General features: G+C 59.7%; 11 protein-coding genes. 10 read left to right on the plus strand and 1 reads right to left on the minus strand.

Annotation, left to right across the window (positions count from 1 at the left end; genetic code table 11):
• Nucleotides 1-73 precede the first annotated feature (73 nt).
• From KI613_RS14585 to KI613_RS14610, 6 genes are all read left to right on the plus strand, one after another.
• The gene (locus KI613_RS14585) at nucleotides 74-2,059 is read left to right on the plus strand and encodes a sensor histidine kinase (RefSeq protein ID WP_226400704.1); all 1,986 of its coding nucleotides are present in this window, start codon (nucleotides 74-76) and stop codon (nucleotides 2,057-2,059) included.
• Entirely contained in the window at nucleotides 2,056-2,652 is a 597-nt protein-coding gene (locus KI613_RS14590) for a response regulator transcription factor (protein WP_226400706.1), read from the plus strand. Before KI613_RS14585 ends, KI613_RS14590 begins: the two co-directional genes overlap by 4 nt.
• A gap of 107 nt (nucleotides 2,653-2,759) precedes the next feature.
• Entirely contained in the window at nucleotides 2,760-3,086 is a 327-nt protein-coding gene (gene trxA, locus KI613_RS14595) for a thioredoxin TrxA (protein WP_226400708.1), read from the plus strand.
• Nucleotides 3,087-3,247: 161 nt separating this feature from the next.
• A complete protein-coding gene (gene rho / locus KI613_RS14600; protein ID WP_226400710.1) occupies nucleotides 3,248-4,507 on the plus strand; it encodes a transcription termination factor Rho in 1,260 nt (419 codons plus the stop codon).
• Nucleotides 4,508-4,598: 91 nt separating this feature from the next.
• Nucleotides 4,599-4,820 carry a 50S ribosomal protein L31 gene (rpmE, locus tag KI613_RS14605; RefSeq protein ID WP_117608274.1) on the plus strand — a complete coding sequence of 74 codons (222 nt, stop codon included), beginning with the start codon at nucleotides 4,599-4,601 and terminating at the stop codon, nucleotides 4,818-4,820.
• Nucleotides 4,821-4,880: 60 nt separating this feature from the next.
• On the plus strand, nucleotides 4,881-6,515 hold the full coding sequence (locus tag KI613_RS14610; RefSeq protein ID WP_226400712.1) for an ArnT family glycosyltransferase: 1,635 nt from the start codon (nucleotides 4,881-4,883) through the stop codon (nucleotides 6,513-6,515).
• Nucleotides 6,516-6,616: 101 nt separating this feature from the next.
• On the opposite strand, the gene orn is transcribed toward KI613_RS14610, so the two are convergent.
• Nucleotides 6,617-7,162 carry an oligoribonuclease gene (gene orn, locus KI613_RS14615; RefSeq protein ID WP_226400713.1) on the minus strand — a complete coding sequence of 182 codons (546 nt, stop codon included), beginning with the start codon at nucleotides 7,160-7,162 and terminating at the stop codon, nucleotides 6,617-6,619.
• Nucleotides 7,163-7,260: 98 nt separating this feature from the next.
• Between orn and KI613_RS14620 the strand changes: the two genes are divergently transcribed.
• From KI613_RS14620 to KI613_RS14635, 4 genes are all read left to right on the plus strand, one after another.
• Entirely contained in the window at nucleotides 7,261-8,469 is a 1,209-nt protein-coding gene (locus tag KI613_RS14620) for a M48 family metallopeptidase (protein WP_226400714.1), read from the plus strand.
• Nucleotides 8,466-8,780 carry a cytochrome c gene (locus tag KI613_RS14625; RefSeq protein ID WP_226400715.1) on the plus strand — a complete coding sequence of 105 codons (315 nt, stop codon included), beginning with the start codon at nucleotides 8,466-8,468 and terminating at the stop codon, nucleotides 8,778-8,780. The genes KI613_RS14620 and KI613_RS14625 overlap by 4 nt, the downstream gene beginning before the upstream one ends.
• A complete protein-coding gene (rsgA, locus tag KI613_RS14630; RefSeq protein WP_319004068.1) occupies nucleotides 8,780-9,646 on the plus strand; it encodes a ribosome small subunit-dependent GTPase A in 867 nt (288 codons plus the stop codon). Before KI613_RS14625 ends, rsgA begins: the two co-directional genes overlap by 1 nt.
• A 235-nt stretch (nucleotides 9,647-9,881) precedes the next feature.
• On the plus strand, nucleotides 9,882-10,967 hold the full coding sequence (locus KI613_RS14635; RefSeq protein ID WP_226400716.1) for a response regulator: 1,086 nt from the start codon (nucleotides 9,882-9,884) through the stop codon (nucleotides 10,965-10,967).
• Nucleotides 10,968-10,969: the final 2 nt, after the last annotated feature.

Raw genomic sequence — 10,969 nt, forward strand, 5'->3', positions numbered from 1 at the left:
ACCATTGTGGATATCCGTGTTGTGGAAAACCACAATCAACCGGCCCGAAAAAACGTGGTGTACCATTTTGCTAATGAATCACACGCTTCCGATCCCGTCCGGCAGTTCGCGCCGGCTACGCTGGTTGCTTGCCTTGCCCAAGCTGGGCATCGTGCTGCTGCTCGTTGCCGTGCTCACCCTGATCTGGCTGCTACACCGCAATGAGGCCGAGGAAGAGCGCTCCGCCCTGATCAAGGACGTGCTCTGGCTGGAACAGAATCTGCGTTTTCACCTCGATGGCAATGAAGAACAAATGCAGCAACTGGCGCTGGAAATGGCCAATTCATCCAGCCGCCAGAAGCTGTTCAGGCTACGTGCCGAGCACATGTTGAAGAACTCGCCGGATATTGCCCAGATCCTCTGGCTCGACGCCGGCAGGCAGGTGCTTGATGCCTTGCCGACCACAACGCCCCCCGATAGCGATATTGAATCATTCGGCCCCTCAGTGACCGCCAAGGCTTTCGAATTAGCCAGCCGGCTGGGCAAGAGGCAATACAGCGAGCCCTTCTTTCTTGAGGGCAATCGCGCCTTCATCGAACTCCTCGTTCCGGTCTTCAATGAACGCCGTGTTACGGGCATGCTCGTCCTCTTGTACCCTCTGGATACGCTCCTCGCCAACCAGGTGCCATGGTGGTTTACGGAGAAATACAAGGTCGAAATTGTCGACAACAACGATCTTCAATTCGCCACGAAAACCCACATTTCCGGCAACCGCAGCCAGAGCTACGAAATACCCTTCGATCCACCGGGCTCCGGTCTTTTGCTACGGGTAACAAACTACAACGCCCCGGATAACTCACTACAACGCCTGCTGGTTGCCGCCATCATCTTGCTCGCTGCCGGCGTCTTCTGGAGTCTGTGGCTGGTCCGCGACCTGATGAAGAAACGCTCTCTCGCCGAAGATGCGCTACGGGAAGAACACGCCTTCCGGGCCGCCATGGAAGATTCGCTAACCGTCGGCATGCGCGCTCGAGACTTGCTCGGGCGGGTCATCTACGTTAATCCGGCCTTCTGCAGAATGACCGGCTTCAGTGCCGCCGAGTTGGTCAACCAGACGCCACCCATGCCCTATTGGGCACCGGAACAACTGGAAGAAACCTATGCCATGCACCAGACTGTACTGGCTGGCGAAGCACCAACAGACGGCTTTGAAATAACCTTCATGCGCAAGAGCGGCGAGCGATTCCACGCACTTGTCTACGAGGCCAAGCTGATCGACGGTAGCGGAAGACATACCGGCTGGATGGCCTCGGTGCTCGACATCACCGAACGCAAACGAGCCGAAGAACTGGCACGCCAGCAACAGGAACAACTGCAATTCACTTCCCGCCTGGTCACCATGGGCGAAATGGCGTCGACGCTTGCCCACGAATTGAACCAGCCCCTTGCCGCCATCGCCAGCTACAACACCGGCTGCCAGAATTTGCTGAGCAGCGGCAAGGCCACTCCACAAGATATTCTGCCGGCTTTGGAAAAAATCGGCGTGCAAGCCCAGCGTGCTGGCAAGATCATCCGCCGCGTCCATGATTTCGTCCGCAAGAGCGAACCCAAACGAGCCCCCTGTCAGCTCGGCGAGGTCATTGAAGACTGCCTGGGTTTCGTTGAAGCAGAGGCACGCAAGCGGCATGTCCGGATCGAATGCTCCATCCCACCATTGCCACCGATTCCCGCCGACCGCTTGATGCTGGAGCAGGTTCTGCTCAACCTGATCCGCAATGGCATGGAAGCAATGGCTAGCAACGACGAAGCCAATCGTGTCCTGAAAATTGCGACCGAAATCGTCGAAAATGAACTGCATGTCAGCGTCAGCGACTTCGGCAGCGGCATTTCGCCAGAAATCCGCGACAAGTTGTTTACCGCGTTTTTTACGACCAAGCCCGAGGGCATGGGTATCGGTCTGTCGATCTGCCGCTCGATCATCGAATTTCACCGTGGCCGGTTGTGGGCAGAAGACAATCCCCAATCACCAACCGGAAGCGGTACGATATTTATTTTCACCCTGCCGATGGAAGCCGAATGAGCGCCCCCCAAGCCCACCTGGTTGATGACGACGATGCCATCCGTGACGCCTTGGCCTGGCTGCTGACCTCACGCGGCATTCCTTTTGCTGCCTACGACTCGGCAGAAAACTTCCTCGCCGCCTGGACGCCAGCCACCAGCGGCTGCGTCGTCCTCGACATGCGGATGACCGGCATCAGCGGCCTCGACTGTTTCGATCAACTGCTCGAACTGAAATCGACCCTGCCTGTGATTTTCCTGACTGGCCACGGCGACGTCCCGCTGGCGGTAAGCACGCTCAAGAAAGGCGCCTTCGATTTCTTTGAAAAGCCGCTCAACGACAACGAACTGGCCACCCGCATCGAGGAAGCCATGGCGCTCGACGCCCGCCAGCGAGCGGCAAATGCTACGGTCGACTCGGTAAAAGCACGAATTTCGACATTGACCACCCGCGAGCGGCAGATCATGGAACTCGTCCTGCTCGGCAAATTCAACAAGGTCATCGCCGACGAGCTAAACATCAGCATGCGCACCGTCGAGGTGCATCGAGCCAACCTTTTCGACAAAATGCAGGTAAAAACTGCGGTCGAACTGGCCAATCTGCTCAAACCCTAATGCCGATGCTTCCCTACCGCTTCTTTTTTCGCTAGCATCACGCAACATTCACGTCGCCACTCCGGCGCAAACTTACCTATTCGTTACACCCATCCCATGAGGCAACCATGAGCGAGCACATCCATTACGTAACCGACGACACATTTGAAGCGGAAGTGCTGCAATCGCAGCAACCCGTTCTCGTCGACTACTGGGCCGAATGGTGCGGCCCCTGCAAGATGATCGCTCCGATCCTCGACGAAGTAGCCACCGAATATGCGGGCAAACTCAAGGTTGCCAAGGTCAACATTGATGACAACCAAGCCACTCCCGCGAAGTACGGTATCCGCGGCATTCCGACGCTGATGATTTTCAAGAACGGCAACATCGAAGCAACCAAGGTTGGCGCACTGTCCAAGTCCCAACTCGCTGCCTTTATTGACAGCAACCTGTAATCTCCGTAGTCTCCCGCCCTGAAGGTGCGTTCTGCACCTTCAGGCAGATGCCACCGGCCAAGCGCCCACGCATCACTCCCCACCCAAAAGCTCCCAAGCTCTTGCGCCCCGGTTTCGGGCAGCAGCCCGGCCCATCATTTACTGGCGCCACACACTCCTACATGCAACTTTCCGAACTAAAAACACTACACGTCAGCAAACTGCTGGACATGGCCACCGAACTGGCCATCGAAAACGCCAACCGCATGCGCAAGATGGAGCTGATCTACGCCATCCTGAAAGCCAAGGCCAAGAACGGCGAGACCATCTACGGCGATGGCACGCTGGAAGTGCTGTCGGACGGCTTCGGCTTCCTCCGCTCCTCCGACACCTCCTACCTCGCCAATCCGGACGACATTTACGTCTCTCCATCGCAAGTTCGCCGCTTCAACCTGCGCACCGGCGACACCGTCGAAGGCGAGATCCGCACGCCTAAGGAAGGCGAACGCTACGTTGCATTGACCAAGCTGGAGTCGATCAACGGCTTCCCACCGGAAGCCAACAAGAACAAAATCATGTTCGAGAATCTGACGCCGCTGCATCCGACGCGTCACCTCAAGCTCGAGCGCGACATCAAGTCCGAAGAAAACATCACCAGCCGCGTCATCGACATGATTGCGCCGGTCGGTTGCGGTCAGCGCGGCCTGCTTGTCGCTCCGCCAAAGACCGGCAAGACCGTGATGCTGCAAAACATTGCCCACGCCATCACCGCCAACCACCCGGAAGTCATTCTGATCGTCCTGCTCATCGACGAGCGTCCGGAAGAAGTCACGGAGATGACGCGTACCGTCAAGGGCGAAGTCGTTGCCTCGACCTTCGACGAGCCGGCTACCCGCCACGTCGCGGTTGCCGAGATGGTCATTGAAAAAGCCAAGCGTCTGGTTGAGCACAAGAAGGATGTCGTCATCCTGCTTGATTCGATCACCCGCCTCGCCCGTGCCTACAACACCGTTCAACCTGCCTCCGGCAAGGTGCTGACAGGCGGCGTCGACGCCAATGCCCTGCAGAAACCGAAGCGCTTCTTCGGCGCCGCGCGCAACATCGAGGAAGGCGGCTCGCTGACCATTCTCGCCACGGCACTGATCGATACCGGCTCGCGCATGGACGAAGTGATTTACGAAGAATTCAAGGGTACCGGCAACTCTGAAATCCACCTCGACCGTCGCATGGCCGAGAAACGGATGTACCCGGCGGTGAACGTCAACCGCTCCGGCACCCGCCGCGAAGAACTGCTGCTCAAGCCCGACGTCCTGCAGAAAATGTGGGTTCTGCGCAAGCTTTGCTACCCGATGGACGACCTCGAGGCGATGGAATTTCTGCTCGACAAGGTCAAATCGACCAAGGGCAATCAGGAATTTTTTGACGCCATGCGCCGCGGCTAATAATAAATATTGCAAGCCGGTGATTATTCAACGATAATCTCCGCCTTCCCAGATCGGCCACATCCGCCGGTCGCTTGACTAAGGACTAAAGATGAAAGCCAATATCCATCCGGATTACAACGAGATTCAGGTGACCTGCTCCTGCGGCAGCACCTTCACGACCAAGTCGACCATGAAGAAGGCCCTTCATGTCGAAGTCTGTTCGCTCTGCCACCCGTTCTACACCGGCAAGCAAAAGATTGTCGACACCGCCGGCCGTGTTGAACGCTTCAACCAGAAATTCGGTGCCATGCGCGGCAAGGCTGCTGCCTGATCTGCACGGATTACGGTATAAAAGGCAGCCTTATGGCTGCCTTTTTCATTTCTGGCCGACATGTCTGATTCGCTCACGCTGATTCGCGACACCTTGCGTCGAGGCATTCGCCTGCCACCGGCCGGCTGGGTGCTCGCTGCCATCCTCGCTTTCTACGTGCTGGCCGGCCTGTTCGGCCGCGATCCGTGGAAGGGCGAGGACGCCATCCACATTGGCGCCGCCTGGCATATGCTGAACTACAGCGACTGGCTGTCGCCTGACCTGGCTGGTCGCCCCTTCCACGAACCGCCGCTCTACTACTGGAGCGCCGCCCTGACCGGCAAGCTGTTTGGCTGGTTGCTGCCGCTGCATGAAGCAATACGTCTGGCCAGCGGTATCTGGGTTGCGCTGGCGCTGATCGGGCTTTACTACGCCGGCCGCGAGTTGTACGGCGAGGACAATGCTGCAGCCAGCCCGCTCCTGCTTGCCGGCTGCGCCGGCTTGCTGTTCCACGCCCACGACGCACAGCCGATGCTCATCGCGCTCGCCGCCTATGCCGGTGGCCTGGGCGGTCTCGCTGCCATTGGTCGAAAACCTCGCCTGACCGGAATTTTCTACGGTCTGGCAGTGGCCGGGTGCCTGCTCGGCACCGGGATCGCCCCGACCCTGCCCTTGCTGGCCATCGCGCCCGTCGCCTGGTGGTTGTCACCGGACCGACCAAAGGCGCTGCACACTCTGCTCATCGGCCTCGCCATTGCGGCCGTCCTTATCCTGCCTTGGCCATTGCTACTGCTCAACCTGGAGCCAACTCGCTTCCACGGCTGGCTGGCCACCGAGCTGGCACCGTTGAAAACGCCATTTTCCCTCGATGGTGGTGGCCGTTTCATTGCCATGCTGCCGTGGTTTGCCTTCCCGGCCTTTCCCTTGGCAATCTGGACGCTACGCATCCGGCGCAAGGAGATCAAGGCACCGGCCCAATTGCTGCCGCTCGTCTTTTTGCTGATTACCTTGCTGCTGCTGGCCTGGGCCTACCGCCCCCGACAGATTCCCGCCCTGCTGCTCCTGCCGCCGCTGGCACTGCTCGCCACGCCAGGAGCTTTGGCCTTGCGCCGAGGGGCAGCCAACGCCTTCGACTGGTTCGCGATGTCGACTTTCAGCGTTTTCATCGGCATTGTCTGGCTGGCCTGGTCAGCCATGGCCCTGGGCTGGCCGGGGCAGATGGCCAAGCGCGCCGTGGTGCTGCGCCCAGGCTTCGTCGGCCACTTAGATCTGCTGGCCCTGGCCGTCGGCCTGGCAGCAACGGCATGGTGGATCTGGCTGATCGTCACCGCGCCACGCTCACCGTATCGCAGCCTGACGCACTGGACGCTCGGTTGCACGACGCTGTGGCTGCTGGCGACGACACTGGTCATGCCGTGGTTCGACTTCAACAAGTCCTACCGCCCGGTCGCCCAGGCTATAGCGCAGACTTTGCCGGCTGACCACGGCTGTCTGGCCGAGCGTGGACTGAATCAAACCCAGCTTGCCTCGCTGTCCTATTTCGTCGGCATCGAACCGGCCAACGAAAACTCAAAGGCGGGACAGGCTTGCAACTGGCTCTTGGTCGTCGGCGACACGCGCAGCGAACTGGCGGCACCGAACGGCAAGTGGACCAAGGTCTGGGAAGGCAACCGCCCGGGTGACCGCAAGGAAACTTTCCGCCTTTTCCGACACTGACCGCGCCCGGCAGGAATCCGCAGCGACGCGCCAGCTTTGCTGGCCGTCTTGCTGAGCAGGTGCCTTATCAGTACCCTAGGGGTGCAGCGGTTGCGGTGCGATTACCCCTTCAGGAAATGCTCGCGGTAATACTTCATTTCATCGATTGATTCGTAAATGTCGGCCAGCGCCGTGTGCTTGCTCTTTTTCTTGAAGCCCTTGTAGATCTCCGGCTGCCAGCGCTTGCACAGTTCCTTCAAGGTGCTGACATCAAGATTCCGGTAATGGAAGAAGGCTTCCAGCGTCGGCATGTAGCGTGCCATGAAACGGCGATCCTGGCCGATCGAGTTGCCGCACATCGGCGAGTGGCCGGCCAGGGAATATTTCTTCAGAAATTCCAGCGCCTGGGCTTCGACTTCAGCCTCATTCATCGTCGACGCCTTGACCTTGTCGATCAGGCCGGAACGACCGTGGGTTTTCTGGTTCCAATCATCCATGCCGGCGAGGATTTCGTTGGTCTGATGGACGACCCAGGCAGGCGACTCGGCGATCATTTCGAGCTCCGAGTTGGTGACAACCATGGCCATTTCGATAATCCGGTCGCCATCCGGGTTCAGACCGGTCATTTCCATGTCCAGCCAGACGAGGTTGTTTGCAGTGCCTGCCATATAATTGCCCGAATCCTTGAAAACCGCGATTTTCGCACAGCTTTGGTCCCCCATCCGTGACACCTGACTTCACTTTCATTTTTCTGCTTTTTTTCGGGTTGACCGTAACAGTCCGCCTCTGGCTCAAACTGCGCCACATCCGTTTCGTTGCCGCCCATCGCAACGTCGTGCCGGCTGACTTCGCCGAACGCATTGCCTTGCCGGCGCATCAAAAAGCCGCTGATTACACCGTCGACCGCAGCAAGACGGCGATTGTCGGCACGCTGATCGAGGCCGCCGTGCTTCTGGCCTTCACCCTCGGCGGCGGCCTCGCTGCCCTGCACGATTTCTGGTCACTCCGCCTGGACGGCCTTGCCTACGGCCTGGCGATGATCTTCAGCGTGATGGTCATTTCCGGCCTGATCGACCTGCCGCTGTCGCTGTACAGCCAGTTCGTCATCGAAGCCCGGCACGGCTTCAACCGGATGACTCTCGGCCTGTTCATCAGCGACCTGCTCAAGCAAACCCTGCTCGGCATCGCCATCGGCGCCCCCGTCATTGCCGCCGTCCTCTGGCTGATGGGCGCCATGGGCCAATACTGGTGGCTTTACGTCTGGCTGTTCTGGAGCGGCTTCAACCTGCTCATCATGTTCGTTTACCCAACCTGGATCGCGCCACTGTTCAACAAATTCTCGCCGCTTGAAGACGGCGAAATGAAATCGCGTATCGAAGCCTTGCTCGCCCGCTGCGGCTTCCGTTCCTCCGGCCTGTTCATCATGGACGGCTCGAAGCGTTCGAGCCACGGCAACGCCTACTTCACGGGCTTCGGTAACACCAAGCGCATCGTTTTCTTCGACACCCTGCTCGCGCGCCTTGAACCGCCTGAAGTCGAAGCCGTGCTGGCCCACGAACTCGGCCATTTCCGCAAAAAACACGTCGTCAAGCGCATGGTCCTGATGTTCGCCGGCTCACTCGGTTTCCTCTGGCTGCTTGGCCAACTGATCGACGCTCCATGGTTCTACGCCGGGCTGGGCGTGCCGGCTCAAAGCACGACGCTGGCGCTCATCCTCTTCTTCCTCGTCATGCCGGTCTTCACTTTTCTGCTCACCCCACTGATGAGTCATTTGTCCCGTCGCCACGAATTCGAGGCCGACGCCTATGCGGCTCAACACGCCGCCGCCAGCGACCTCATCCGCGCCCTGGTCAAGCTCTATCAGGACAATGCTTCAACCCTGACGCCCGACCCGTTACACTCACTGTTCCACGATTCCCACCCGCCGGCAGCGCAGCGCATCGCGCACCTGCAAATTCAGGAGAAACCCGCATGAAAACAGTCAACGCACTGCTTGCCAGCTCCCTGATCGCCCTGCCGGTACTGGCCGCCGAACCGTGGGGCAAGGCCGACCCGAAAGCGGGCAAGGAACACCACGACAAGGCCTGCGTCACCTGCCATGTCCGCCTCTACGGTGGTGATGGCAGCAAGATGTACACCCGTGATGGTCGCTTGCTGTCGACCCAGCTCGATATCCTGCAACGCGTCGCCACCTGCAACGCGATGACCAAGGCCGGCTGGTTCCCGGAAGAAGAAGCCGAAGTTGCCGCCTACCTGAACCAGCAGTACTACCACTTCAAAGACTGATGGAAGGCCGCGTCATTGCCGCGCACGGCCGCCAGTACGTCGTCGAACTGGCCGACGGCTCACGCCTGCCCTGTTTCCCGCGCGGCAAGAAAAGCGATGTCGCCTGCGGTGATCGCGTCGACATCAAGCAAACCTCCGACGACCAGGGTGTCATCGAGGCAATCCAGCCGCGCACCAGCCTGCTCTACCGCTCCAACGAAATCCGCCAGAAGCTGATCGCCGCCAATGTCGATCAACTGGTCATCGTCGTCGCCACCGAACCGGCCTTCTCCGACGAACTGATTGCCCGCGCCCTCGTCGCCGCCGAAAGCGAGGAAATCGAGCCGCTCATCGTGCTCAACAAGTGCGATCTGGCCGACAAGCTGCCAGTCGCCCGCCAGCGCCTGGCGGTGCTCTCCAACCTCGGCTATCGCGTCCTCGAACTGTCCGCCCTTGAACACGCCGAAGACCTGCGCCCCTACCTTGCCAACCAGACCAGCGTACTCGTCGGCCAATCCGGCATGGGCAAATCGACGCTGGTCAATGCGCTGATCCCCGAGGCCCGGGCCGCCACCCGCGAAATATCGCAGGCGCTCGACTCGGGCAAGCACACGACAACGCACGCCACGCTCTACCACCTCGATGCCGACAGCCATCTGATCGACTCGCCCGGCCTGCAGGAATTCGGCCTGGGCCACCTCGACCGGCTGGAAATCGAACAAGCCTTTCCGGATTTTCGCCCCTATCTCGGTCAGTGTCGTTTCCGCGACTGCCATCACAACCGCGAACCGGATTGCGCCCTGATTGCTGCAGTCGACGCGGGAAAAATCGAAAACTCGCGCTTTTCCACCTATCACCGTATTGTTGGCAACCAACGAAATAGCTGAATGTCGGGCTTCGTTGGCTCATGTCGGCGTGTTTTGGCGTTCCAGCCCGGGCTTTGCCTCATTGCTACGGTCAACCGGAAATTTTGGCCAAAATCGAAATCGAAATCGGCTCAGGGACGCGTGCAACCGGAGCTCCCCCCATCACGCCGGGGAGGGGTTTTCCGCCATAGCAATTTTCTGATCGAAATGTGATAATTCTGTGAAATTCGCCACGACCGGCGACTGGAGACGGCAAATGGGCGCTAACCCGCCAACCATACTCATCGTGGACGACACCCCGGAGAACCTCAGCGTCCTCGGTGAGTTGCTGCAACCCACATATCGGGTGCGTGCCGCCAACTCCGGCCGGCGTGCGCTACAGATAGCGCTCGGCACACCAACGCCGGACCTCATCCTGCTCGATGTGATGATGCCGGAAATGGACGGCTACGAAGTTCTTGCCGAGTTGCGAGCCGCCCCGGCGACACGGAACATCCCGGTCATTTTCGTCACGGCCATGGACGGCACCGAGGATGAAGAGCGCGGCCTCGACCATGGCGCCGTCGATTACATCACCAAGCCGATCCGCCCCACCATCGTCCTCGCCCGCATCCGCACCCAGCTCGAACTCAAGCAGGCGCGCGACATTCTGCGCAACCAGAACGACTATCTCGAAGCCGAAGTCGTTCGCCGCATGGGCGAAAACCAGCTCATCCAGGAGGTCAGCATCCATGCCCTGGCCCGCCTGGCCGAGACCCGCGACCCGGAAACCGGCAAGCACCTGCGCCGCACCCAGGAATACGTCCTGACCCTGGCCAGGGCGCTGCGTGACAACCCGCGTTTCTCCGGCTATCTCGACGAGCGGACCATCAACGCCCTCGCCCAGTCCGCCCCCCTGCACGACATCGGCAAGGTCGGCATCCCCGACCATATTCTCCTCAAGCCCGGCAAACTGACCCCGGAGGAGTGGGAAATCATGAAAACCCATGCCGAACTGGGCAGCAACGCCATCGCGCAGGCCGAGGCCGATGCCGACAAGCCGGTCGAGTTTCTCGCCATCGCCAAGCTCATCGCCCGCTCCCACCACGAAAAATGGGATGGCAGCGGCTACCCGGACGGACTAGCCGGCGATGCCATCCCGATTGCTGCACGCCTCATGGCCCTGGCCGACGTTTTCGATGCCCTGACCTGCAAACGCGTCTACAAACCGGCTTTCTCCTTTGACGACGCCTACCGCATCATCGTCGACGGCAGCGCCAGCCATTTCGATCCCGACGTTGTCGAGGCATTCGTTCGTGAATACCCCACCTTCATGACCATCGCCAAGACGTACGCCGAATAGAC

This window comes from Ferribacterium limneticum (assembly GCF_020510585.1).
GTDB lineage: Bacteria > Pseudomonadota > Gammaproteobacteria > Burkholderiales > Rhodocyclaceae > Azonexus.

Excerpts from the sequence above, each read along its gene's own strand:
- KI613_RS14585 (WP_226400704.1), top strand. The coding sequence starts at position 74 with ATGAATCACACGCTTCCGATCCCGTCCGGCAGTTCGCGCCGGCTACGC.
- KI613_RS14590 (WP_226400706.1), top strand. The coding sequence starts at position 2,056 with ATGAGCGCCCCCCAAGCCCACCTGGTTGATGACGACGATGCCATCCGT.
- KI613_RS14625 (WP_226400715.1), top strand. The coding sequence starts at position 8,466 with ATGAAAACAGTCAACGCACTGCTTGCCAGCTCCCTGATCGCCCTGCCG.
- trxA (WP_226400708.1), top strand. The coding sequence starts at position 2,760 with ATGAGCGAGCACATCCATTACGTAACCGACGACACATTTGAAGCGGAA.
- KI613_RS14635 (WP_226400716.1), top strand. The coding sequence starts at position 9,882 with ATGGGCGCTAACCCGCCAACCATACTCATCGTGGACGACACCCCGGAG.
- rsgA (WP_319004068.1), top strand. The coding sequence starts at position 8,780 with ATGGAAGGCCGCGTCATTGCCGCGCACGGCCGCCAGTACGTCGTCGAA.
- rho (WP_226400710.1), top strand. The coding sequence starts at position 3,248 with ATGCAACTTTCCGAACTAAAAACACTACACGTCAGCAAACTGCTGGAC.
- rpmE (WP_117608274.1), top strand. The coding sequence starts at position 4,599 with ATGAAAGCCAATATCCATCCGGATTACAACGAGATTCAGGTGACCTGC.
- KI613_RS14610 (WP_226400712.1), top strand. The coding sequence starts at position 4,881 with ATGTCTGATTCGCTCACGCTGATTCGCGACACCTTGCGTCGAGGCATT.
- orn (WP_226400713.1), bottom strand. The coding sequence starts at position 7,162 with ATGGCAGGCACTGCAAACAACCTCGTCTGGCTGGACATGGAAATGACC.